Origin of the sequence: Bacillus sp. FSL K6-0138 (assembly GCF_037982765.1) — a bacterium.
GTDB lineage: Bacteria > Bacillota > Bacilli > Bacillales > Bacillaceae > Bacillus > Bacillus glycinifermentans.
The window spans coordinates 485,704-510,200 of sequence record NZ_CP150286.1 but is presented as its reverse complement, the minus strand read 5'-3'; the positions used below and the strand labels follow the sequence as shown (position 1 = coordinate 510,200).

Below are 24,497 nucleotides of genomic sequence, written 5' to 3'. Positions count from 1 at the left end.
TTGTCCTCCTTATGTCTTCTGTTTCATTCCTTCCCAGCGCTTTGCATCGGACAGATGGATCCCAAATTGGTCCAGCGTCCGGAATACGATATGGTCGACCATTTCAGTCAAGTTTTGGGGATGGTTATAAAAAGCCGGCATGGGCGGGAGAATCATCGCCCCCATTTTGGTCAGCTCAAGCATGTTTTCGAGATGGATTTGGTTGAGCGGGGTTTCCCTTGTTAACAGAACGAGTTTTTTCCGTTCCTTTAGCATGACATCCGCCGAACGGGTCAAAAGATTGTCCGCCAGCCCCGTGCGGATGCCGGCCAATGTTTTCATGCTGCACGGAGCTACAATCATTCCGTCCGTTTGAAAGGAACCGCTAGAAATACGGGCTCCCTGGTCTTTATGGGAATACGTAAAAGAAGCGAGCGCCTCTAAATCCTTTACGGTGTACCCCGTTTCATGCCGGATGGTTGCGCCGGCCCACGGAGAGATGACAAGATGCGTCTCAACGCCGGCTTTATTCAGCCAATCCAGCATCCGCACGCCAAAAACGGCGCCCGTTGCACCCGTTATTCCGACAATGATCTTCATATGCGTCCTCCTTTCTCTTCTGTGATGCCTCCAATTCAAATGATACGCCTCTAATTACCATATTGAAAATATCTATAATATCTATATATAATACTTTTAAGGTATAAAAAGGAGTGTTCCCGAAAATGGATATCCGTCAGTTGAAATACTTTGTCACGATTGCGGAGGAAGGAAAAATTACAGCGGCGGCAAAGCAGCTGCATATCGCCCAGCCGCCGCTTTCCAGACAGTTGAAGCAATTGGAGGAAGAACTCGGAGTCGTGCTATTCGACCGCAACAAAAAGAAGAGTCTGACACTGACCTATGAAGGGGAAGTTTTTTATAAAAGGGCGAAAGACATTTTGCATAAGCTTCGGGATTCGATTCTCGAAGTGCAGGAATTGCGCGAGGAAGTCGCCGGAACGCTTGCCGTCGGCTCAACGATCTACTGTGCCGCGCTTTTGTTGTCAAAAGTGTCGCAGATCAGAGAGAAATATCCCAGCCTGCTGTTTAATATTTGGGAGGGAGAGCCCTCACGGCTTCACAAACTGCTGGAAAACCGGCAGATTGACGCGGCTATTACGACAACTCCTTTTTACAGCAAAAACGTCGAATCGAAAAGTCTTCCCGACATCCCCTGCAAGCTTGTCCTTCCGGGAAATCAATCATACGGCCTCAGCGGGAAAGCCGACATGAAAGAAATTTCAAAACTGCCGTTAATCCTGCTTAGGCCGTCAGATGGAAAAGGTATATACGACAAGGTCGTCGAAGCTTTTCAAAAATCAGGCGCAGAGCCGAAGGTCGTCTGCGAGTGCCATGACTCCACAACGCTCCTCAGCCTCGTCACCTCGGGGTTCGGGGCGACGATTCTGCCGCTATCGATGCTGCCTGAGCATTTTGCCCGGCACGTTCAGACGCTGGAGATAAAAGACAACCCGTTTATTTTGACACCGTCGGTCGTCTGGCGGGCAAACAGCTTTTTGCCGAAGCCTGTGAAGGAGTTTTTGGCTTTGTTTTAAGAACATTTAGTTACCGATAGATAAAGCCTGTATCGCAGATTACCGATACAGGCTTTTTTTGAACATTTCTTCTTCCACTAACGCGGAAGCGGCTCTGCCAATATGACAGCTCCGTATTTTTGCATCCTGAGGATTTAATAAAAGCGGGCGGCTTCGGTTTTTTAATCTTTTTTCCATCACTTCTGCCATCTGTCTCGAATTTGGATTTCCTTCATTTTGTAATTGATCAATGATATTCATATAATCCGTTTCATTTCGGTTCTGACTTAATTTATATGCTGCCTGAATTTCTCCCACCTTAATCTTGAATCCAACAATACCTTTCAGTTGACTTTCTAAGAGTTGAGGAGAAAGTTTGTCCCATAAAATTGGATGTTCTCGATGTTTTTCGTATTTTTCCATCATGATTGTTAATTCCTCTACTAATTCATCTTTCTCTAAAATGCTTGCTTTACCATATACATGGACGGCTTGATAATTCCATGTTGGTACTTCTTCATGCGCATACCAAGAAGAAGAAATGTAAGCGTGCGGCCCCTGAAACATAACAAGCACATCTTCACAGGATTCAAATGTTCTCCACTGGGGATTTCCATAAGCCACATGCCCAGTAATATAGCAATCATCACCTTTTTTATTTAATCCCAATGGCAAATGAGTGGCAATCGGTTTCCCTCGTTCTGTCGTGACAATCGTGCCAAAAGAGTTTTCTTGTACAAAGTCCCAAATTTCATCAGCATTTGTAACCTTATAATATTTTGGAATATACATAATCATCCCCTCCCCTTTAAAAAAAGTTATATGATTGTTTTCGTCATGATAAAATCCGTTTGTTCTTCATCGCCCATATAAAAAGAATGGGCTCCAGTTTGAACAAACCCCATTTTCTTGTAAAAAGCGATCGCATTTTCATTTTTTTCCCACACGCCTAGCCAGACTTTCTTTTTGTTGAACTCCTGTGCGATTTCCAAAGCTTTATTTAGCAGATATTTACCAAGCCCGTGTTTTTGAAAATTGTTCTTTATATAAATCCTCTCGATTTCAAGTGATTCATCACCCATCTCTTCAGACTGGGCATCATTGATATTGACCTTTAAATATCCGGCGACTTCATTATGATAATAAACAAAAAAGAATTGAGAAAAACTATTGGATAGTTCTGTTTCTAACTGTTTTAAGTTAAACGCCCTTTCCAAATAGGCATTCATATTTTCGGGTGAATTTTGATGCTTAAATGTCTCATTAAATGTTTCATAACTAATTTCTTGAAGTTTGCGCAAATCCTCACGGGTACACTTTTTTATATTGATCGTCATTTCAATATGGCGCTCCTTTATCAATAGTTTCTCTTGTTTCCCTTTTTTACAAATTCCCAGTCTTTTTCTATATTTTTTCTTACTCTTTGAAGAAGATTGAAAATGGTTTCCGCTTCTTCTTCGGAAAATCCCGCTAATGCGACACGATTCGAATGAACATTTTCTCTTTTTATAAAAGGAAATACCTCTTTTCCCTTTTCTGTTGGATAAAGTTTTTTTATTTTTTTGTTGTATTCATCATCTTTCCTTTCAATAAAGCCCTTCATTTCCAGTTTTTTTATTGCACGGGCTGCGGTTGTCCGGTCTACTTTAATCATTTCGGCCAACTTTTCTTGAATGATTCCCGGGTTTTCGCAGATTCGGACAAGGTACAAATATTGCCCTTTTGTAAGGTTATGTTCTTTAAACTCGATATTGCTTATAGAATCCAATGCCCTGGCAATCATTCCAATTTCACGAAGAATTTCCTTCATAATGACCTCCATAGTACATATTTTAGTTGCAAATACAATAAAAATGGCGTACATTTAATATAACCCAAATTTGTTGCATTCGCAATAAAAATCATAGTGAAGAGGTCGAGCAAAGTGAAATATGTTTTTTATGTATTGGGAATTTTAATACTAACCCTTGGTATTTCTTTCACGGTCCAATCAGACCTTGGAGCTTCACCTTTTGACGCACTTTTGGTGGGACTGTCCGTAAATGCGGGGCTGAATGTCGGAAGTTGGGAAATCATTATAGCTTTCATGTTGATATGTTGTAATTCAATTTTAAAAAGACAAAGACCGGAAGTGTTGGGGTTGTTGACAGCATGTATAACGGGTATCGGCATTGATATGTGGCTTTTTTTATTGCACTTTTTTGTAACACCGGACCGATGGTACAGCAAAGTTGTTTGTTTTGGAATCGGCTTAGTTGTTATCGGATTAGGAACAGCAACATATTTGCACGCAAATTTTGCACCGGTTCCAATTGACCGATTAACATTAATCATACAAGAATTAACTGGAACAAATCTGTTTTTTTCGAGAACATTCATTTACCTCGTATTCTTGGTTATGGCAGTGGTTTTCAATGGACCAATCGGCGTTGGAACTTTGCTAACCGTATGTTTAGGGGGGCTAATACTTAATTACTGTATGCCTTTTACTAAAAGAATATTAGACCGCATATTAACACACTCTCGTCCATCACCAAATGATAGAAAAGATTGTTCGAAAAGAGAAAAAGCCCCTTCGCACACATAGCCAAAGGAGAACTTGTTTGCTCAGGAATTAAAACCGTCCTTTGAAGAGAAGATCAAAAAGGCTGCCGATTTTCACGGCAGCCTGAAGCACATGATGCGCTCTTGTTGTTTACAGCAGTTTTTTTCCCAGCAGCGACTCGACCAGTTCGACGGCCGCTTCGCCGGTTTTGTTTTTATGGTCCAATATCGGGTTGACTTCGACGAATTCGGCGGACGTGATGATATCTGCGTCATAAAGCATTTCCATCGCCAAATGGCTCTCCCTGTAGCTGATGCCGCCGACGACCGGCGTTCCGACTCCCGGCGCATCGTTTGGATCAAGCCCGTCTAAATCGAGGCTTAAATGGATGCCGTCACAGTCCGCTGACAAATATTCAATCGTCTCCTCGATGACCCGCGTCATCCCTAAACGGTCGATTTCATGCATCGTATACACCTTCATGCCCGTTTTGCGGATATATTCGCGCTCTCCTTCATCAAGGGAGCGGGCGCCGATGATGACGACGTGCTCCGGCTTGATTTTCGGCGCATAGCCGTGAAGATTGACGAGCTTTTCATCACCCAGGCCGAGGCTTACGGCCAGCGGCATGCCGTGGATATTGCCGGACGGCGACGTTTCGATGGTGTTCAAATCTCCATGCGCATCATACCAGATCACGCCGAGCTGCTGATAATGCTTTGCAACGCCGGCCAAAGTCCCGATAGCAATGCTGTGGTCTCCCCCTAACACGAGCGGGAAGCGGCCTTTTTCGATGACATGGTCGACAATATCGGCCAATTTTTGATTGCCTTCCAAAACAGATGCCAAATTTTTTAATCCCTCATCATGTTTAGGCTGATCGCGGTTGATCGGCACATCCCCGAGATCCTCGATATCGTACCCCAAATCGGTTATCCGTTCGACAATGCTTGCGTAGCGGATGGCGCTCGGTCCCATATCGACGCCGCGCCTTGCCTGTCCCAAATCCATCGGCATTCCAATCAGAGAAATCTGTTTGTTCATCAGCCATCACCTCATCGTTCGTTTTGTTTTTGCAGTACCATAAAGCTTTCTTCTTCGTGCGGCTTTGCCGCGCGGCGCTTTTTAACAAAAAAATGATAGACGATATAGCAGCATAACATAAATACGACTCCGCAGATCAATGCCATTCTCTGCTCTGAATCAAAGGCAAGGCTCACAAGCACGGTGCTGTTTAAAATAAATCCTACAAGCGGCAACACCGGATAGAGCGGCGTTTTGAATTTCAAATCCTCGACCTTTCCGCCTTCTTTTATATACCGTTTCCGGAACAGCAGCTGTGACAGCGTGATCGTGATCCAGCCGATTTGCGCACTCAGTCCCGCCAGCGACAGCATCAGCATATACAGCGTTTCAGCTTTGATAAACTTCGAGAAAAGCGACAATCCGGCAAAGCCCAAGGTTATCAAGAGCGCATTCATCGGAATGCCTCTTTTATTGACTCTGCTTAACGAAACAGGGGCCATCCCTTGTTCAGCCATCGAATAAAGCATCCGCGTCGATGCATATAAGCCCGAATTAGCAACCGATAACAGCGCGATTAAAATGACAAAATTCATCAAATCGGCGGCATATGGAATCCCGATTTGATCAAAAACGACGACGAACGGACTTTTCACGACTCCTGCCTGTTTCCACGGAATCAATCCCGCAAGCACGAACACAGACAGGCCGAAAAACACAAGCGTCCGCCAAACCGTTTGTTTAATAGAGCGCGGCACCGTCTTTTCCGGATTTTCGCTCTCCCCCGCCGCAATTCCGATCAGTTCTGTTCCCTGGAAGGCAAAGTTGACCGTGATCATCGTAATAAATACGGCGCTTAAACCGTTTGGTAAAATACCGTTTTCGACGAAATTGGAGAAAAACGGTGCAGGCTGTCCGCCTTTCATGTCAATCAATCCGAACATGGCTCCGCCGCCTAAAATGATAAAAAGAATAATTACGATGATCTTGATGCCTGACAGCCAAAACTCCGCCTCACCGAAAGCCTTTGCCGACAGGGCATTCAGCAAAAACAGCAGCCCGCAAAAAATCAGGCACCAAATCCAGGCGCTCGTATTGGGAAACCACCGATTCATCAGCTGTCCCGCGGATAGAAATTCCAAAGCCGCTGTGACCGCCCAGCCGAGCCAATAAATCCAGCCGACGGCAAATCCTGTCGCCGGTCCGATAAACTTAGTCGCATACGTTTGAAAAGAGCCTGAGACGGGCATTGCCACCGCAAGCTCGCCGAGACATAACATTGTGAAATACATGATCAGCCCGCCCGCCAAATAGGAGAGGATCGCTCCAACGGGTCCGGCTTGACTGATCGTAAAGCCGGTTCCCATAAAAAAACCGGTACCGATCACGCCGCCGAGCGAGATCATAAATAAATGCCTCGATTTCATCGTCCTTTTCAATGTGTGTTGTTGATCTTTTTCATGGTTCAAACCTTTCACACCCTTCAAATACTTCTCCCTGTATTATGCACCCCTTATGCGTCTACCTGATACTAAAATCCCTTAAATCCGACAAAATCATTATTTTTAAAATCTTCTGAATCATTCCCTTATATTTCAATTTTTGACAATTTTCGCAGACCGGGCGAAAAAACGGGCTGAACAACCCCTTATTGCTCAGCCTTTCGCCTTACTTCGACAACACGCGGGAAATTTTTGCGATGGCCCAATCAAGATCCTCTTTGGATATGACAAGAGGAGGCGCAAAACGGATAACCGTCTCATGCGTTTCTTTGCAGAGCAGTCCCTCTTCCTTCAAGCGTTCACAGTAAGGCCTTGCAGCCTCTGAAAGTTCAACTCCGATGAAAAGGCCTTTTCCGCGAACCTCTTTGATTTTCGGATTGTCGATTTGCGAAAGCTTTTCTTTAAAATATTCTCCAAGCTCCAAAGAACGTTCGGCAAGCCTCTCATCTTCCAATACGTCAAGCGCGGCGATAGATACGGCGCATGCGAGCGGATTTCCGCCGAAGGTCGATCCGTGGGAGCCTGGATTAAATACGCCGAGAACGTCGCGGTTTGCCGCGATGCATGAAATCGGAAACACGCCGCCCCCGAGTGCCTTCCCTAAAATGTACATATCCGGAACAACTTCTTCCCAATCGCAGGCAAACATCTTGCCCGTACGCGCCAAGCCTGATTGAATTTCGTCGGCGATAAACAGGACATTATGCTCCTTGCAAATCTCGGCTGCCTGCTTAAGATAGCCTTCCGGCGGAATGACGATTCCAGCTTCCCCTTGGATCGGCTCAAGCAGGAACGCCGCCGTGTTAGGCGTAATCGCTTCTTTCAGCGCCTCGGCATCCCCGTACGGAATCAGCTTGATGCCAGGCAGCATCGGTCCGAAGCCGCGCTTGTATTCTTCTTCTGATGAGAGAGAGACCGCAAGCATCGTCCGCCCATGGAAGTTTCCTGTACAAGCGATGATTTCCGCTTGATTGTCGGCAACGCCTTTAACATCATACGCCCAGCGCCGCGCCGCTTTGACCGCAGATTCAACCGCTTCTGCGCCGGTATTCATCGGCAGCACCATGTCTTTTCCCGTCAATGATGCGACCTTTTCATAGAAAGGGCCGAGCTGGTCATTGTGAAAAGCTCTTGACGTCAAGGTGATTTTATCGGCCTGATCTTTCAGCGCCTGAATGATTCTCGGGTGTCTGTGCCCCTGGTTGACTGCGGAGTATGCGCTCAGCATATCCATATATTTGTTTCCTTCAGGATCTTTTACCCATGCCCCTTCAGCCTCGGAAATGACGATCGGCAGAGGATGATAATTGTTGGCACCGTATTGTGCCGTCTGCTTCATAATTTCTTCGGACTTTGATAAAACAGTCATTCAGATTCCTCCTTCTTGTGTGGCGGACAACAGCCAGATGTTGTTTTTCTTTCTCGCTCTTTCATATTTGCAAGTTTCGTGCCAAGTGAGAAAACTGCGAATTGTGAAGGAATGCCGGCGGTCCCTCCGCAAATATTTTTGCACTTTTCAAAGGGAGTGCAGAATTTCTATGTATAAAAATTTTGCACACTGAAGCGTTCGTGGCTTACAATAAAAGCAGTTTCAAACAAAGGGGGAAATACATGTGCTAAGGGATTTTGAACTGCTGAAGCTGATTTTTCAGCGGATTATCAATGAACTTGATATCGGTCTGCATATCGTCGATGAAAACGGCACATCTGTCGTTTATAACAATAAAATGATGCAAATCGAAGGAATGGATGTCGAGGATGTGCTCGGCAAAAACCTGCTAGACGTGTTTACGTTTGCCGATCAGCATGACAGTACGCTCGTCCAGGCTCTCCAGTACGGGAAAACGATCAAAAACGTCAAGCAGACATACTTCAATAATAAGGGCCAGGAGATTACGACCGTCAATCATACGTTTCCCATTTTGAAAGACGGGAATATTAAAGGTGCGATTGAGATTGCAAAAGACGTCACAAAGCTGGAGCGGCTCATTAGGGATAATATGAATAAAACGGAAAATGCGAAGTACACATTCGACAGCCTGATCGGCGCGAGCCCGGCGTTTACGGAAGTCTGCGAACACGCAAAGCGGGCGACCCGCACCTCTTCATCCATCCTGATCGTCGGAGACACCGGAACGGGAAAAGAGCTGTTTGCCCAAAGCATACATAATGGAAGCCAGAGGTCAACAGGTCCGTTCATTTCGCAAAACTGCGCCGCCCTCCCCGAAAGCCTTGTCGAGGGCCTTTTATTCGGAACGGCAAAAGGAGCGTTCACGGGTGCAGTCGACCGCCCCGGCCTTTTTGAACAGGCACAGGGAGGCACGCTGCTGCTTGATGAAATCAACTCGCTCGATTTAAATTTGCAGGCGAAACTGCTGCGCGCCATCCAGGAGAAAACGATCAGACGAATCGGCGCTTCAAAAGACACGCCGATCGACGTCAGAATCATCGCGACGATGAACGAAGATCCGGTCGATGCCATCAGCGCCCAGCGGCTCCGCAAAGATCTGTTTTACAGGCTGAGCGTCGTCACATTGTTCGTCCCGCCGTTAAAAGACAGAAAAGAAGATATCATCCCTCTCGCAAACCATTTTATTGATAAATACAATGTGCTGTTTCAAATGGAGGTCAAAGGATTGGAAAACGATGTCGCCGATTTCCTTCTTTCTTATGATTGGCCGGGAAACGTCAGAGAGCTTGAGCATTTGATCGAGGGCGCGATGAATTTAATGACATATGAAGAAAAGATCGATCTTACGCACCTTCCTTTGCAATACCGGGCAAAATCGAAAGCATCGGACAAGCTGCCGAAACATCCGGGCTTCGACCTTTTTGCCCAGCAGCCTTCCGGATCGGCTCCTCCTTTAAAAGAGCAGATCGAGAATGCCGAGAAATATTTTATTCAAAAAACGATCAAAAAATGCAACAACAACATATCCCAAGCGGCACGGTCGCTCGGAATCAGCAGGCAGAGCCTCCAATACCGTTTGAAAAAATGGGGGATCCGGCCTGATCGGGAACGGGGATGAAGCTTCTTTATTTTCATCACTAAAAACGTATTTCTTGACTCATACTAAAAAAAGTTTATGCTTTACTTTTGGAAGACCCTTAAGTAAAATCATATCAAATAAATCCAATAAGAAAAGTGGGGAATAAAATGAAAAAAGCAATATTCGCAGTTCTCATGACGCTTTTGATCACCGTAGCTGCAGCTTGCGGAGCCTCCGGTGACAATGCTGACAATAAAAACACAGGCAGTGACAAAAACCTTTGGTCACAAATTAAAGATAAAGGCGTTCTCACCATCGGTACGGAAGGAACGTACGAACCTTTCACATACCATGACAAAAAAGCCGACAAATTAACCGGGTACGATGTTGAAGTCATGCAGGAAGTCGCAAAGCGCCTCGGACTGAAAGCAGAGTTTAAAGAAACGCAGTGGGACAGCATGTTTGCCGGTCTTAACTCAAAGCGCTTTGATGTCATCGCGAACCAGGTCGGAAAAAAAGGCCGTGAAGACAAATACGATTTTTCTGATCCATATACAACATCACAGGCAGTCGTCGTCACAAAAGCCGACAACAACAGCCTGAAATCTGAAAAAGACGTTAAAGGAAAAAAAGCGGCACAATCATTGACGAGCAACTACAACGACCTGGCTAAAAAAGCGGGCGCGAATATCGAGGGCGTTGAAGGAATGGCCCAGTCTTTCCAATTAATCCAGCAAGGCCGCGTTGACCTCACATACAACGATAAGCTCGCAGTGCTCAACTATTTGAAAACATCAGGCAACAAAAACTTGAAAATCGCTTTTGAAACAGGCGAACCTCAGACGACTCATTTCGCTTTCCGCAAAGGCAGCGGCGAGCTGGTTGACAAAGTGAATTCAGCGCTTAAAGACATGAAAGAGGATGGCACGCTTTCTAAAATCGCGAAGAAATGGTTTGGCGAAGATGTTACTCAATAATATTCAGACGGCCATCGGTACAGCCATCCCGTGGGATCTTGTACGGGAATCGTTTTGGCCGATTTTTGTAAGGGGAATCTATTATTCGATTCCCCTTGCCATTCTCTCTTTTATATTCGGGATGATCATCGCCCTCATTACGGCGCTGGCGAGAATGTCAAAATCGCGCATTTTAAGGGCGATTTTCGGCATTTATGTTTCGGCGATCCGCGGAACGCCGCTGCTCGTCCAATTGTTTATCATTTTTTACCTATTCCCGGCGTTTCAGGTCACGATTGATCCGTTCCCAAGCGCTGTCATCGCGTTTTCATTGAACGTCGGCGCTTATGCGTCAGAAATCGTCCGCGCTTCCATCCTGTCGGTTCCAAAAGGGCAGTGGGAAGCCGCTTACTCGATCGGAATGACCCAGAAGACGGCGCTCTCAAGAGTCATTTTGCCGCAGGCTGTGCGCGTTTCGATTCCGCCATTATCCAATACATTTATCAGCTTGATTAAAGATACATCTCTCGCATCGCAGATTCTGGTCGCCGAATTGTTCAGAAAAGCCCAGGAAATCGGCGCCGCCAATCTCGATCAAATTTTAGTTATTTATATCGAAGCCGCATTCATTTACTGGATCATCTGCTTTGTGCTGGCGATCGTTCAGCAGCTGGTTGAGCGGCGCGTGGACCGGTATGTGGCCAAATAAGGAGGGATCAGACAATGCTTTCGATCAAGGGGCTTAATAAATCGTTCGGTGAAAACGAAATTTTGAAAAAGATCGATTTGAATATCGAAAAAGGAAAAGTAATCGCCATTTTAGGACCTTCCGGTTCGGGAAAAACGACGCTGCTCCGCTGCCTGAACGCGCTCGAAATTCCAAACCGCGGCATTCTTTCGTTTGACGACTTTACGATCGATTTTTCAAAGAAACAAAAACAGGCCGACCTGCTTCGCCTGCGGAGAAAGTCGGGAATGGTGTTTCAGGCGTATCACCTGTTTCCGCACCGCACTGTACTCGAAAATGTGATGGAAGGACCCGTCAAGGTTCAAAAACGCGATAAAGCGGAGGTCAAAAAAGAAGCGATCCAGCTTTTGCAAAAAGTCGGCCTTAAAGAAAAAATGGATCTTTATCCGTTTCAGCTTTCGGGCGGACAGCAGCAGCGCGTCGGCATTGCCCGCGCCCTTGCGATCAAGCCGGAGCTGATGCTGTTTGACGAACCTACATCCGCCCTCGATCCCGAGCTGGTCGGAGAAGTGCTGAAGGTCATGAAAGACCTGGCAAACGAAGGCTGGACAATGGTCGTCGTCACCCATGAAATCAAATTCGCGCAGGACGTCGCGGATGAAGTCGTGTTTATCGACGGAGGCGTGATCGTTGAACAGGGGCCGCCTGGGCAAATCTTCTCTGCCCCGAAGGAAGAGCGGACCAAACAATTTTTAAATCGGATTTTGAATCCGGTATAAACGAAAAAACAGCCTGACCGGTCAGGCTGTTTTTGTCGTTTATTCGGCTATTTTAAAGCGGGATGCCGCTTTATTCAGCTCCTCAGACAGAGCTGAAAGCTGCTCGATCGCTGATGCGATCTCCTGCATGCCTGCGCTTTGCTGCTCGGCTGCTGCCGCCACTTCTTCAGAACCTGCCGCCTGCTCTTCTGTAACAGCGGAAATCTGCTCCATGGCTGAAGAGATCTTTTCATACGATTCCTCTACTTTTAACAGCGATTTCAGCAATTGATCCGTTCTCTCGGCAAATTGAGAAATCCCTTTAAAGATTCCTGAAAAATTCTCATACGTTCCATTGATTAAAATCTGTCCTCTATCGACGGCTTCATTGCCCTCTTCAATGCGCTCCATCACAAGACGGCTGCTTTCCTGCGTTCCCGCCACCAGCTGTGAAACGGATAAAGCGGCTTCAGCCGAGCGTTCGGACAGCTTTCTGACTTCCCCTGCGACGACCGCAAAGCCCTGACCTTCTTCTCCGACGCGCGCGGCTTCAATCGAAGCATTCAACGCCAGCAAATTCGTCTGTTCGGCAATTGAAGAAATCATTCCGATGACTTTTTCGATTTCGTCGGTATGGTTCTGCATCTCTTTAGCGGCTTGCTTCGACTCTTCCATGACGTTTTTGATCGTATTGGTTTGCTGCAGCGTTTCTTCCACAAGCTCCTGGCCTGTTTTGGAATCTTTGCTGACGCCTTCGGCAACCTGCTTCATTTCGTTCACTTTTTCGGTCACGTGCGAGATCTGTTTGTCTATTTCAGCAGTGGATGTACTGCAGTCAGTAACCGATGAAACGACCTCGTTGATTCCCTCGCTCATGCTGTTCATCGATTCTGCGACCTGAACCGCGCTCTCGCTCGATTCAGAGGAGACATTTTTCAGCTGAAGGCTCGTTCTTGATACCTCTTCGGAAGATGCTGAAATGTGCCCGATCAAATTCCGCAAATTATCGCTCATCCGCTCGAACGAAGCCGCTAATTTGCCGACTTCATCGCTGCTCTTAACGGTTACTTCAGCTGACAGATCACCGTCTGCGATTTTTTCCGATGCATTCATCAGCTTCCGAATCGGCTTGGAAATGTATGTACCGAGGAAATAAGCCATCAGCATCCCGATCAGCATCACAAATAACGAAATGCCGAGCGTATACCATTTCGCTTTCTCAGCCGTTTGCGGAATGACGGAAGCATCAAGGTCAATGCCCAATATGCCGGTCTGCTGCCCTTGAGAGTCAGTAAGCGGCAGAAAAATCGATTGATGAATTCCGTACTTGTCTTTATATACATCGCTTACCGTCGTTTTATTTTCAGCCAACGCCTCTTTCATCTCAGCTGAAAAAGCATATGGCGTCCCGAAATCATCGGCCGTATCAGATAAAATGATGATTCGTTCTTTTCCTCCCTGATTGGAAAGGATGTAAAGATTTTCGAGCTTGTTTTTCTTTTTCAGCTCATCCACCGTTTTTTTCGTCTGTTGATACAGATCGCTGTCTGCGGATGTAATGTCCAGTTTATTGCCTTTTATCCGATTGATTTGGTCTTCCGCAAGATTAATGTCTGTGTGAAGACGGTTTTGAAATTGCTGTTTTAATTGCTCTGACAAGTCCTTGCTGATCACATTAAAAACGGCCGAAAAGCAGGCGATCGTAATGATCAAAACCAACGCGACGCCGGCCATGATTTTAACGGAAATGTGTCCTGTCAACTTTTTCTTAAGCGTATTCATCATCCATATCCCCTTTTACTTCGTCATGGCAGATTCAAACTGCCGGCAGACTTCTTCTATTTTTTCTTTTAAGTAGGCGACGATATGCGGCACGTGCTCAGGCAATGTATAAGGAGAAATCACGAAAAATTTGCTGACGTACAGCGGAACTTCGATCCCTTCCCGCGTCCCGGCGATCAGGTGCTTTTTCGTATCGCCGAAAAACATTTTGTCCCGATGCTCCCCAAGCTTCTCGAATAATTTTTCATTCAGCAGATTGTTCCTCTTTAGCTCCTGAACGCTGCATTCTCCCGACATCTCATCGGCAAACCTCGGCGCCCCTTCAGGATAGATCCGGAACAGCGTTGACATCCCGTGGTTGTCGGGGTTCATAATGTCCGCCTGCGGAATCTGGCGGATGAGCTCCCCGCGGAAATGATGATTGACGTCAAGGAATTGGCCGAGGAGCTTTTGATAGCCTTCTCGCCCAAACGACAACAGCGCACTGTACATGCTGATGGAGCTGGCCATCCGTGAACATTCCAGCGTATAGCCCGTATGATACTCGCCATAGCCGCGGTGGCCGACATAAGGCGTCTCCTCAGGATCGAGGTCAATTCGTTTCAAATCATTGGCATCTTTGACAAGGAACAGGCTTGTGACATAAGGCGTCTGGCCGAGCTTTTGAAAATCAAAACAAAGCGAGTCGGCTTCGTGCAAGTGCTGCATTTTCTCCTTGATCGGCTTGATCATGCTGAGGACGCCCGGACTGAAGGATAAAGCGTTCTCATCCAGATCATAATCATTAAAAAACGCAAAAAATCCGCCAAGTGCAGAATCGGCGTGAATGTGCGGTACAGGCAGTTCAAAATCGCGGGATACCTCTTCAGCGGCAAGCCGCACGGCACGGACGTCATCGATCCCGATCGCATCCGTTGTTCCCGTCGTGGCGACGATATAAACCGGAATACCGCCATTTTCGCAAACCTCTCTCATCTTTTTCCGCAAATCGCCCGTGTCCATTGAGTGATCAAGGTTGGTTTTGACTTTGATCAGGCGATCGCTGCCGAGCCCTGTCGCTTCCATTGACTTAAACAAGCTGTAATGCGCAGCTTCTGAACAGAAGGCATAGAAGTTCCCAGGAACGCCTTCCTTAAGTGCAGATGGCGCCATTTTCGCAATCGCGATCCGAAGTCCGGTGAAGACCGCGCCTTGTCCGCCCCACGTCGTATAACCTCCGCTTTTTTCGGCATCATAGCCCGCCAGCTTTGACATCATCGCGATGACCTTCACTTCAGCCTCTGCGCCGGCCGGCCCGTACACATCCCACAAATTATTGCCGTTGACCATGAAGGCCGTGATCATTCCTAAGATTCCCGGAATGCTGGCCATCGGAAGAATGTTGGTAAAAAAGTATTTTGAATGGTACGGATGGCTGTGCAAAAGCTTCAGCAGCTCTTCATTGACATCTTCCATCGGACGTCCTGAAACCGGAATTTTGCTTTCGGAAATCAATTTTTCATAAAAAAGCCCTTCCCGGTCCTTCACTCCATTGAGGTTGACCTGATCCGGATTTTTCAAATCGTCGACTCCGCGGATCAGCTGCTCGATGAGCGATAAAAATTCGCTTCTCTTCGCTTCATTTCCGTCTTCGCTCGGAAACCATTTCTGTACATCTGATGTCTTGCTTTGCTGCATGTTTCTCTCTCCTGACTGTATTTATGTTTATTTCAAAAAAATATCTCACTCGCCATATCGGGCAATATACCTAATTTTTTAGGATTTCTAGCCAATTTTCTTTAAATTGTTTTATTTTTGCGGTTTTTGCGGTTTTTGCGGTTAATGTAAAAAACTTCTTAACGCATTGTTAAGAAGTTTAAGTAAAATTATGTTTAAAAACATGTTCTATTAACCTTTAAAAAGAAGCTTTCGGATTGAAGGGCTTAAACGCGGGACAAAGGCGAACAAGAGGGGGCAAACCTGCCGGCTAAAAGGCAAAATAACGATAAATCTCCATTCTATTTCATTCGGAAAACCTTTCGTTTCTATTCATTGTACATAAGCGACTGGGTAAGCTCTCTAAACTGCTTTTCGATCGGTGTCAGCTGATGATGCAAACGGGTGATCATATACGTATTGACGTATCGGCAGGAAGGCGGCGCCTCCAAAAACGGCCCGGCCTTAAAGCGTTTTGCGACTCTTTTGGAAACGAGGGAAATGCCCATGCCGATTGAAGCAAGCTGGACGAGCGTCTGCATGTCGCCGACCTCGATCGTTTCGCCGCGGGTGATGTTCATGTCCGCGAACATATTGTTCAAGATCGAGAGATACAAACATTGATCTGAAAGGATAAGGACGTTTTTGCCCTCTATGTACTCTTCCAATCTCGTCCTTTCTTCAATCCCTTCCCCGATGATAACCATTTCCTCCACACCCGATTGTTCGTAATGGATGTTTTTGTTGTTCATTGATCCGATCGTATATGCTATATCAATATTTCCCAGAAGAAGCTGTTCCTCGATATATTCCGTCGATCCCGTTTTCAGCGTCACTGATAAGTTCGGATACAATTGATAAAGCCTGCTTAATGACGAACCCGCCAATTTCGTTCCCCCGATCGATAGCATCGTGCCGACCCGGAGCTGTTCATCGTACATTTTCATTTTATTTTCTGTTTCTTCCCATAACAGCAGCATTTTTTTAAACTGCCGGTAGAGGATTTCCCCTTCTTTTGTCAACCGGACGCCTTTCGAACTTCTGATGAACAGCTCCTGTCCGTAATGAGCTTCTATTTTTTTAATCTTGGCCGTCATATTGGATTGCAGATGATTCAGTTTAACGGCGGCAGCCGATATGCTTTGCAGCTCCGCTGCGGAAACAAACGCCTTCATGTTTTCTATATCCATCAGTTCCCTGCCTTCCCATCAAAAAAATTGATATAAGCATCATATATTAACATTTTTCATGATCATCATATCTCATTATACTGGTGAAAAGCACATAATGGAATTGGAGGGATCATTGATGAAGCATGGTATGATCAAAACGGGAATCATCGGAGGCTCAATGAATAATCAATGGGCCAGCCGGACTCATATTCCGGTTCTTACGGAACATCCGGATTTTCAGATTACGGCGATCGGAACGTCCAACATGGAATCCGCAAGAGTGAGCGCAGCGGCAATCGGCGCACCGCTCGCGTTTGCAGATCACCGGGCATTGGCGGGATCTAAGGATGTCGATTTAGTCGTTGTCAGTGTAAAGGTTCCGTTTCATGATGAAGCAGTCACCGCAGCAATTCGGGAGCAAAAGCACGTGTATTGCGAATGGCCGCTTGCGATCGACACAAACCAAGCGAAGAAGCTGGCTGAATTGGCAAAGAAAACGGGCATCCGCCATGCCGTCGGACTGCAGGCAAGGCAATCCCCGGAAATCAACTGCTTAAAGCAGGCGGTTCAAAAAGGCGACATCGGAAGGGTGCTGTCTTGCACGATGCACGTCTCCACGCACGGAAAAGGCGGGGTAACGGACGAGAAAAGCAGCTATCTGCTGCAAAAGGAAAACGGCGCTGATCTGCTCGCCATCAACGGCGGTCATTCGCTTGATGCACTTTGCTATATACTCGGCGGCTTCAAAGAACTGTCCGCATTGATGAATATCAATTATCCGGAAGCCGTCATCACTGAAACAGGCGAAACGATTGCCAAAAATACCGCTGATCAAATCGTCATAAACGGAACGCTTGCGAGCGGCGCATCAGCATCCGTTCATATTCAAGGCGGCGTGTACCCGGCATTTCGTTTAGAAATCCAAGGGGAAAAAGGCGCTTTCCGGCTTTCACAGCAGCGTTCACTCGGACATGTGCAATTCGGCGGCCTTATACTTGAAAAAATGGCCTATCCCGAGGTTTCAGCTTTGTTAACAGGCGCTGACCATATCCGTTGGCAGCACGTCAGACAGTCAGCAGAAAAAGACGCTCACCCGGCTGGATATGTTGAAAAAGCGTATCGCGTGCTGGCGAAAGATATTCTTGAAAACGAGCGGAACATTCTCGACTTTGATGATGCCGTGAAGCTGCACATGCTGCTGGATGCGGTTCGGGAGTCTGCTGAAACAGGGCAAACCGTCGTTTTGAATTAGCCAAAAGGCTTGTTTCACAGGCTTTCGGTCGATAATTCCTATTCTGATCGGCATCGGATTGTGTTACAATAACACTCGATTGTTTTTTTCGGAAAGAGGGGAATCGATTGAAGCGGGAATTCGTTCTGCGCTGGCTTTTTTATTTTGTCGGATTGATTGTGTTGTCTTTTGGGGTTTCTCTTACAATTGAAGGAAAAGCGCTCGGCATCGGTCCGTGGGACGCGTTCCATTATGGACTGTTTGTCCTTTTGGGGCTGTCCGTCGGCCAATGGTCGATCATTGTCGGAGCAGTCATCGTCGGCTTGACCTCGCTGTTTACAAAGGCTTGGCCGAAAATCGGCGCCTTGTTAAACATGCTGTTGATCGGTATTTTTATAGATTTTTTTAACTTCATCCTTCCAGACCCTGAAACACACGTCTCAACGGCCGTCATTTTTCTTTTAGGCATCGTTTTTACCGGTTATGGCGTCGGCATTTACGTGTCAGCCAATCTCGGCGCGGGTCCGCGCGACTCCCTGATGCTTTTGATCTCTGAGAAAACGGGCTGGAATGTGCAGTGGGTCCGCAACGGCATGGAGCTGACGATTTTGTTTATCGGCTGGCTGCTCGGCGGCCCGATCGGCATCGGCACCGTACTGACCGCAATTTTGACAGGCGTGATTTTGCGCTTTTCGCTGCCGCAGTCCAAACGGCTCCTTGCATACGCTGTATCAGGACGCCGTGCTGAAGCGGCCCGGCCGGTTCAGTTTTCATTGAGGAAAAACGGATAAGAGGAAACCAGGACGACTGTTCCGGTTTCCTCTTTTTTTACCGCCGGCTGTTCACCTAACTGCCGATCCTTTATCTCATTGTACATTTCCTCAATCTCGCATTTTCCGGATTTTTGCTTTTTGACGGATGGTCAATTTGAATAAATCAATCATATATATTTAGCGTTTCTTCACAATCGGAATCCAAATCTGTGTGACATGGTCTTCAGCCAGGATGTTCCCGTCTACCGGGTAGGTTTCTAATTCGGGGACGTCTGCATGTTCATAACCTGTAGCCGCAAACCATTCCGAGAAAATCCGCTCCCATGTTGCCTGAACGGTTGGATTCACGGGACCTGCGGCATCGAACACGGCCCACGTTAATGCGGGGACTTCTTTCACGATACAGCCCTCAGGAAGATCTTCGGTCGTTTTTTCGACGCCGATGACATAGGTGAATGTGTCGGCTTGCTCGCTAAAATCCATGCATACACCGAGAAAGCCGAGCGGTCCGGCGAACGGTTTCAATGATTCTGTAAAGCCGTTTCGGTTCAGCTCATCCCAAAACGCCGGAATCTCGACTTTGTTTTGCTCCATACTTACATTTGTCTGAATAGCTTTGCCCATGATGTGAAACGATTCTTTCTGGACGATCTTATAATTCATGTCCTCTGCTCCCTTGATTTGAATTTGAAAGGAAAGACGGGGAAATGCCTTGAGCGTCCGGCCTTTTTCTCGCGCCTGTGAAGGGCTCATTCCGTGAAGCTTGCTGAACGCTTTAGAAAACGATTCAGGTGTGTTGTATCCATACTTCAAAGCGACATCAATGACTTTTGCATCTGATGAAGCCAGTTCCTGGGCTGCAACGGTCAGCCTCCGTTTGCGGATGTAGTCAGCGAGCGTACTGCCCGTCAGCATATAAAACATGCGCTGAAAATGAAATTTTGAACAGCAGGCGATCTTTGCAATATCTTCATGGCGCAATTCCTTGTCAAGATTCTGTTCGATAAAATCAATGCTATCAGCCAAACGATTCACGACTTCCATTGTTGTTTCTCCTTTCAGTTCCCACCATATCAGTCAAAGGTCAGGAATTCCTGTCATTCTGTGCTTTGTTGTGACAGAAAAGGCCGGCTGTCTGCAAACAGCCATTTGACCGCTTCCGGAAAACGCTTCGCAAACCGCTCGAATCTGTGCGCTCCGCCTTCATCAATGACAAATTTGAGATGTTCCCCTGACACCCCGCTTTCTGATAAAATGCGGAAGGCTTCCTTTGTTCTCGGAATCATTTCTTTCTGAAGATTGTCCCGGTCTGTTCCCTCCGTGCTCCCCACATCCATATAAATGCGCAGATCTGGATTTAGAAAGGTGTGTCCGCGCATATATTCAATCATTCCTTTAAACCAAAAGGAACCCGACAGGCTTCCGATTTTCCCGAACGTTTGCGGTTCCAAATATGCTGTATACATCGAGATGAGCCCGCCGAACGACTTCCCGATGATCCCGGTGTTTTCGCGGCTCCCATCTGTCAAATAGTTCCGGTCGATAAACGGCTTTAGCTGCCTTGCCAAAAATTCGGCGTAATGAGCGCTGTTTCCTCCGTATGTATGATCCGTTTTTTTTAAGTGAGGCTGCGGAAAAGGGGTATACTCGTTTTCCCTGTCTTCTGAAGCCACGCCGATCATGATCAGTTCCGGCATTTCCCCGCGGCGGCAGAAATGTTCAATCATCTCTAAGCTATCGCTAAACCCCGGATTAAACAGATCCCCCCTGTCATGAACGTAAAGCGCCGGATAGCGTTTTCGGCCAGTCTGATATGAAGGAGGCAGATAGATCTATAGCTCTCTGCCGGAAAACGTGTCATTTATCAGTGTTCCATTCATCGTTTTTTAACTCCTTTCGTCTACCTTTCATGTTTGCTACAATCAAAATAGATTAAATTTCATGTAAAGAGGTTGCACGTGATGAAGATTTACGCTGTTTCTATGAATGAGCTTCCGAATTCCGGCCAGTTCGAACGAATGATGGCCATGGTGTCTGAAGAAAAGCAGGACAAGGTGAAGCGATACAGATATCCGGAAGACGCCAATCGGACGCTGATCGGGGAAGTCCTCATAAGAAAGATCATCAGCGAAACGTTCGGCCTGGCGAATGAACAAATTGCATTTACCTCCGGCCGGTATGGGAAGCCGTCTGCTCTCGGCTTGCCGAACTTTCATTTCAATATCTCCCATTCCGGAAAATGGATCTTATGCGCAGCCGGAAGCTCCCCGGTCGGAGTGGATGTCGAAAAAATCAAACCGGTCAATTACGATATTGCTGAACGTTTTTTTTCCTCCGAAGAATATCGCGACTTGATGGAAAAAAGCGAGCCTGAACGGCTATCCTATTTCTATCATTTATGGACGATGAAAGAAAGCTTTGTCAAACAGGCGGGAAAGGGCCTGTCTTTGCCGCTTGATTCGTTTTCCGTCAAGCTCGCAGAAGACGGCCGCGTTTCACTGAAGGTTCCTTCAGGCCACCCGCCTTGTTATATGAAAACGTATGAGCTTGACCCCGATTATAAAATGGCGGTCTGTTCCGCTGAGCCCGATTTTCCCGGCAAAATTGAAATTAAAGGGTATGATGAGCTGTAAAAGGCTGTGATCTAAAGAATCACAGCCTTTTTTTAATAACGCGATGTGCAGATCGTCTGTTTTAACAGCTCGATACCGCGCGGAATATCCTCCTCTTTTACATTGGTGGTATTGATTTTCAACAAATTTCGTTTTTGAAAACCTGCTAAATAATGGGCATCGACAGGCTCCAGCAAAACGCCGCGCTTTCTCATGTTTTTGATGATCCGGGACGCCGGGAGTTTGCGGTCCAAGACGAGATGGGTATGGACGCATGGCTGATCAGGAAGGTGAAAGTCAACAAGTTCTCCCGCTGATCCGGCGAGCTCACTCAGCAAGCCATGCAAAAGGCGCGACCGTTTTTCGTATGAAGCGCGGATTTTTTGCTTATGCCTTTCGAACATTCCGCTTTTTAAATAGATTTCCAAAGCGGCCTGCGACAGCATCGAACTGTCGATATCCGTCAGCCGTTTGTATTGATTAAACGCCTCTGTCAAAGAATCCGGCAGCACGGCAACACCGACGCGCAGCCCGGGAAAAATGATTTTAGAAAAACTTTTCAAATAAATCACGCGTGAGGAAACATCGTAGGAAAACAGCGGGTCCGCCTTCTGATTCCCCTCTAAATCTCCTAAAAAATCATCCTCGACGATGAAAACGCCGTACTTCTCCGCCAATCGGACGATGCTCTTTTTTTCTTTTTCGGTATAGGAGCTTCCGAGCGGATTGTGAAACCTGGGCATCGTATAGAAAAACTTAATATCTTCTGTGCGAAAAAGCAGCTCTAACCGCTGCAGATCGATTCCTTGCGCCGTCCGTTCGATCCCGGTCACCGGAAGCCGGTGAACTTCAAGATATTTGAGCAGCAAATGGTAGGTTGGCTGTTCAATCAGGATTTTCCGCTTCTGATCGGGAAAAGGGATCGAAGCAAGCAATGACAAAGCCTGCTGAACGCCTGACGTGATGAAAATATTGTCCTGCTTCGTAAAGACCTGTGCATTTGCGAGCTCTTTTTGGACGACTTCGATCAAAGACGGAAGGCCTTTCGGCGTTCCGTATATAAATAAATCGTTTTTGTACGTATCAATGGCTTTGTTGATGCAATGCTGAAAATCGAGGTACGGAAAAACATCAGGATCAGGGGCGGATGCCGCGAAATCAATGACGCTCCTCTCCCTGTTCAGCAGCTTGTTCGTCTTTTTCACGACGTAATAGCCGCTTTTTGGCACCGAGTAGATCATATGCCGCTTTTCCAGCTCGCTGAGCGCCCGGATCACCGTGCTTTTGCTTACGCGAAACTCGCCTGCAAGCGTACGGATTGACGGGAGCTTATCCCCCTCTTGAAATGAGCGTTCCTCGATCAACGACTCCAGTTTATTCATCAGCCCGACGTATTTTTGCATGCTTGTCTCCTTCTCCAAATCTGTATCGGTACAGATATGCTTTTTTTGTATTGTATCAAACTTTTCCGCCGTATATGATGACAGAGACCGGTCAAATCACATGTATTGCATGCATACGATTCGGGGTGATCCTATTTGCATAAATCTGCTTATGTTGCAGCTTTGTTATACGCCTTTATCATCGGTTTTTCATTTTTGTTCGTAAAACTGGCGCTTGCAGCGGCGGGACCGCTTGACCTGCTCGCACACCGCTTTACCGCCGCATTCTGCGCCGCGCTCATTCCCCTTTTGTGCGGCTGGGTCAAGATCGGCATCCGCGCGAAGGACGTGCTGTTGATTTTGCCGCTCGCTTTATTTTATCCGGTGATGTTTTTTGGTTTTCAAGCCTTTGGGCTCGTCTATACGTCTTCCTCGGAAGCGGGGATTATACAAGCCTCGATCCCGATTTTGACGATGCTGTTGGCTTCTTATTTTTTAAAGGAACGCTTCAGCAGGCGGCAGTTCTTTTTCACGGTTTTGTCAGCGGCTGGCGTGGCTTTCATTTTCTTAATGAAAAGCGCGGGCGTTAGCAGCACCAATGTAAAAGGAGCTGTACTGATCCTGCTGTCGGCGTTTTCTTCAGCAGGCTACAGCGTCTTGGCCAGAAAGATGACAAAAAGATTCAGCTCATTGGAATTAACGTATGTGATCACGGCCGCGGGCTTCGTCTTTTTCAACGGAATCGCCGCGTTCGGCCATATGACTGATGGGACGCTTAACGATTTCTTCGCGCCATTCCGGCATCCGGCCTTTGTACTGGCGATTCTTTATTTGGGTGTGCTGTCATCGTTTGCGACATCCTTCTTGTCAAACTATGCTTTATCGAAAATTGAAGCTGCGAAAATCAGCTTGTTTAATCATTTGGCCACATTGGTGACGATTTTGGCGGGTGTTGTTTTGCTGCGGGAAACGCTCGCATGGTATCATATCGCCGGTTCGATCGTGATTATTGCCGGAATCATCGGCGCTACAAGAAAAGAAAAGCGTCCTCAATTAAAAAAACGCGGAAAATCGGCTGACAATCGCCGATTTTCCGTTTTATCGTATTGTTTGGCCCGCTTCCGCGAGGATCGACCTGATGCATGCTGCAACTTCCTCCGTTTTTGAGAGGAGAAACATGTGCCCGCCTTCAAACGTATGAAATTCGGCTTCCCTGACCCACTTTTTCCAGCCGGAAGCGTCTCTCATGCATTTCTCATCTTGATCGCCGTTCAATATGTATACAGGCGAGTTGACAAGCGAATGATCGGTGTGAACAAACGACTCCAGCGCGCGGTAGTCTGCCCTGAAGGATGGGAGGAAATAGTTGATGACTTCCCTGTTCCTTACGAGCTCATCGGGGATTCCGCCAAGCTGGATGATATGGTCGAGAAAGGCATCATCATCATAATGGGACACCTTTTTCCGCTTGCAATCAGGGGGCTGGATCGCCGAAATAATGACGGCGCTCGGAAAGATTCCTTCCTTTTCGAGCTTCTGCGCCATTCTGTATGCGACTATTCCCCCCATGCTGTAGCCGAACAGCAAAAACGGACGCGTCAGCTTCGGCTTCAGTGCCGTCTTGTACATCCCGATGAGCGCCTCCAAATCATCGACAAGCTCCATTTGATTCGTCCCGTGGCCGGGCGGTTCGATAGCCATCATGTCACAGTCCGCTTTTAAGCAGTCATAAAGCGGCCGGAATGATGCAGAATAGCCCCCTGCATACGGAAAACAAATCAATTGCATGCCGCCCGAAGACGGCCCGAAAGTTTTCAATATATCGTTCATGA

Annotated in this window: 22 protein-coding genes and 2 pseudogenes; 10 read left to right on the top strand and 14 right to left on the bottom strand. The window is 46.9% G+C overall.

All coding sequences use genetic code 11. The features are described 5' to 3' along the window. Positions 1-9: 9 nt before the first annotated feature. Positions 10-579, bottom strand: coding sequence for a non-oxidative hydroxyarylic acid decarboxylases subunit B (locus tag MHB78_RS02765; protein WP_046130951.1), 570 nt, complete (start codon positions 577-579; stop codon positions 10-12). A 125-nt stretch (positions 580-704) separates the two neighbouring features. Between MHB78_RS02765 and MHB78_RS02760 the strand changes: the two genes are divergently transcribed. Beyond that, a complete protein-coding gene (locus MHB78_RS02760; RefSeq protein ID WP_046130950.1) occupies positions 705-1,577 on the top strand; it encodes a LysR family transcriptional regulator in 873 nt (290 codons plus the stop codon). A gap of 159 nt (positions 1,578-1,736) precedes the next feature. Here the strand turns inward: MHB78_RS02760 and MHB78_RS02755 are convergent. From MHB78_RS02755 to MHB78_RS02745, 3 genes and pseudogenes are all read right to left on the bottom strand, one after another. Beyond that, a pseudogene (locus MHB78_RS02755) lies at positions 1,737-2,348 on the bottom strand (FMN-binding negative transcriptional regulator); the annotation flags it as partial. 26 nt (positions 2,349-2,374) lie between these two features. After that, the gene (locus tag MHB78_RS02750) at positions 2,375-2,893 is read right to left on the bottom strand and encodes a GNAT family N-acetyltransferase (RefSeq protein ID WP_046130958.1); all 519 of its coding nucleotides are present in this window, start codon (positions 2,891-2,893) and stop codon (positions 2,375-2,377) included. Between the two features lie 20 nt (positions 2,894-2,913). Next, complete coding sequence (locus MHB78_RS02745; protein WP_046130949.1) at positions 2,914-3,366, bottom strand: MarR family transcriptional regulator; 453 nt, start codon at positions 3,364-3,366, stop codon at positions 2,914-2,916. A 114-nt stretch (positions 3,367-3,480) separates the two neighbouring features. Between MHB78_RS02745 and MHB78_RS02740 the strand changes: the two genes are divergently transcribed. Then, positions 3,481-4,143 (top strand): YitT family protein, encoded by a 663-nt coding sequence (locus MHB78_RS02740; RefSeq protein WP_046130948.1) that lies wholly within the window; start codon positions 3,481-3,483, stop codon positions 4,141-4,143. Between the two features lie 108 nt (positions 4,144-4,251). Here the strand turns inward: MHB78_RS02740 and rocF are convergent, their stop codons facing one another. The 3 genes from rocF to MHB78_RS02725 all read right to left on the bottom strand — a co-directional run bounded on the left by rocF (position 4,252) and on the right by MHB78_RS02725 (position 7,995). Continuing rightward, positions 4,252-5,145, bottom strand: coding sequence for an arginase (rocF, locus tag MHB78_RS02735; RefSeq protein ID WP_046130947.1), 894 nt, complete (start codon positions 5,143-5,145; stop codon positions 4,252-4,254). 11 nt (positions 5,146-5,156) lie between these two features. Beyond that, positions 5,157-6,593, bottom strand: a complete 1,437-nt coding sequence (locus MHB78_RS02730; RefSeq protein ID WP_046130957.1) for an amino acid permease — start codon at positions 6,591-6,593, stop codon at positions 5,157-5,159. 199 nt (positions 6,594-6,792) lie between these two features. Beyond that, positions 6,793-7,995, bottom strand: a complete 1,203-nt coding sequence (locus tag MHB78_RS02725) for an ornithine--oxo-acid transaminase (RefSeq protein ID WP_046130946.1) — start codon at positions 7,993-7,995, stop codon at positions 6,793-6,795. 244 nt (positions 7,996-8,239) lie between these two features. On the opposite strand from MHB78_RS02725, the gene MHB78_RS02720 reads away from it, so the two are divergent. From MHB78_RS02720 to MHB78_RS02705, 4 genes are all read left to right on the top strand, one after another. Beyond that, entirely contained in the window at positions 8,240-9,655 is a 1,416-nt protein-coding gene (locus tag MHB78_RS02720; protein WP_046130945.1) for a sigma-54-dependent Fis family transcriptional regulator, read from the top strand. 128 nt (positions 9,656-9,783) lie between these two features. Continuing rightward, on the top strand, positions 9,784-10,593 hold the full coding sequence (gene tcyA / locus MHB78_RS02715; protein ID WP_046130944.1) for a cystine ABC transporter substrate-binding lipoprotein TcyA: 810 nt from the start codon (positions 9,784-9,786) through the stop codon (positions 10,591-10,593). After that, positions 10,580-11,281 carry an amino acid ABC transporter permease gene (locus MHB78_RS02710; RefSeq protein ID WP_046130956.1) on the top strand — a complete coding sequence of 234 codons (702 nt, stop codon included), beginning with the start codon at positions 10,580-10,582 and terminating at the stop codon, positions 11,279-11,281. The genes tcyA and MHB78_RS02710 overlap by 14 nt, the downstream gene beginning before the upstream one ends. Positions 11,282-11,295: 14 nt before the next feature. Beyond that, complete coding sequence (locus MHB78_RS02705; RefSeq protein WP_046130943.1) at positions 11,296-12,039, top strand: amino acid ABC transporter ATP-binding protein; 744 nt, start codon at positions 11,296-11,298, stop codon at positions 12,037-12,039. A gap of 39 nt (positions 12,040-12,078) precedes the next feature. Here the strand turns inward: MHB78_RS02705 and MHB78_RS02700 are convergent, their stop codons facing one another. From MHB78_RS02700 to MHB78_RS02690, 3 genes are all read right to left on the bottom strand, one after another. Next, the gene (locus MHB78_RS02700; protein WP_046130942.1) at positions 12,079-13,800 is read right to left on the bottom strand and encodes a methyl-accepting chemotaxis protein; all 1,722 of its coding nucleotides are present in this window, start codon (positions 13,798-13,800) and stop codon (positions 12,079-12,081) included. Between the two features lie 15 nt (positions 13,801-13,815). Further along, complete coding sequence (locus MHB78_RS02695; protein WP_046130941.1) at positions 13,816-15,477, bottom strand: pyridoxal-dependent decarboxylase; 1,662 nt, start codon at positions 15,475-15,477, stop codon at positions 13,816-13,818. Between the two features lie 347 nt (positions 15,478-15,824). Continuing rightward, positions 15,825-16,685 carry a LysR family transcriptional regulator gene (locus MHB78_RS02690; RefSeq protein WP_046130940.1) on the bottom strand — a complete coding sequence of 287 codons (861 nt, stop codon included), beginning with the start codon at positions 16,683-16,685 and terminating at the stop codon, positions 15,825-15,827. A gap of 118 nt (positions 16,686-16,803) precedes the next feature. On the opposite strand from MHB78_RS02690, the gene MHB78_RS02685 reads away from it, so the two are divergent. Together MHB78_RS02685 and MHB78_RS02680 are read left to right on the top strand one after the other, a co-directional pair. Then, positions 16,804-17,919: a Gfo/Idh/MocA family oxidoreductase gene (locus MHB78_RS02685; protein WP_046130939.1), complete on the top strand. Its 1,116-nt coding sequence runs from the start codon at positions 16,804-16,806 to the stop codon at positions 17,917-17,919. A gap of 107 nt (positions 17,920-18,026) precedes the next feature. Further along, complete coding sequence (locus MHB78_RS02680) at positions 18,027-18,689, top strand: YitT family protein (RefSeq protein ID WP_046130938.1); 663 nt, start codon at positions 18,027-18,029, stop codon at positions 18,687-18,689. Between the two features lie 159 nt (positions 18,690-18,848). Here the strand turns inward: MHB78_RS02680 and MHB78_RS02675 are convergent, their stop codons facing one another. Both MHB78_RS02675 and MHB78_RS02670 read right to left on the bottom strand, forming a co-directional pair. Next, positions 18,849-19,715, bottom strand: coding sequence for an AraC family transcriptional regulator (locus MHB78_RS02675; RefSeq protein ID WP_046130937.1), 867 nt, complete (start codon positions 19,713-19,715; stop codon positions 18,849-18,851). Positions 19,716-19,768: 53 nt separating this feature from the next. Next, positions 19,769-20,497, bottom strand: coding sequence for an alpha/beta hydrolase-fold protein (locus tag MHB78_RS02670; RefSeq protein ID WP_231947468.1), 729 nt, complete (start codon positions 20,495-20,497; stop codon positions 19,769-19,771). Between the two features lie 135 nt (positions 20,498-20,632). Between MHB78_RS02670 and MHB78_RS02665 the strand changes: the two genes are divergently transcribed. Then, positions 20,633-21,304: a 4'-phosphopantetheinyl transferase superfamily protein gene (locus tag MHB78_RS02665; protein ID WP_046130936.1), complete on the top strand. Its 672-nt coding sequence runs from the start codon at positions 20,633-20,635 to the stop codon at positions 21,302-21,304. A gap of 32 nt (positions 21,305-21,336) precedes the next feature. On the opposite strand, the gene MHB78_RS02660 is transcribed toward MHB78_RS02665, so the two are convergent. Beyond that, positions 21,337-22,686 (bottom strand): PLP-dependent aminotransferase family protein, encoded by a 1,350-nt coding sequence (locus MHB78_RS02660; RefSeq protein ID WP_046130935.1) that lies wholly within the window; start codon positions 22,684-22,686, stop codon positions 21,337-21,339. 135 nt (positions 22,687-22,821) lie between these two features. Here MHB78_RS02660 and MHB78_RS02655 point away from each other — a divergent pair. Continuing rightward, positions 22,822-23,694: pseudogene (locus tag MHB78_RS02655) on the top strand (DMT family transporter); the annotation flags it as partial. Positions 23,695-23,763: 69 nt separating this feature from the next. On the opposite strand, the gene MHB78_RS02650 reads toward MHB78_RS02655, so the two are convergent. After that, a complete protein-coding gene (locus tag MHB78_RS02650) occupies positions 23,764-24,495 on the bottom strand; it encodes an alpha/beta fold hydrolase (RefSeq protein WP_046130934.1) in 732 nt (243 codons plus the stop codon). Between the last annotated feature and the right edge of the window lie 2 nt (positions 24,496-24,497).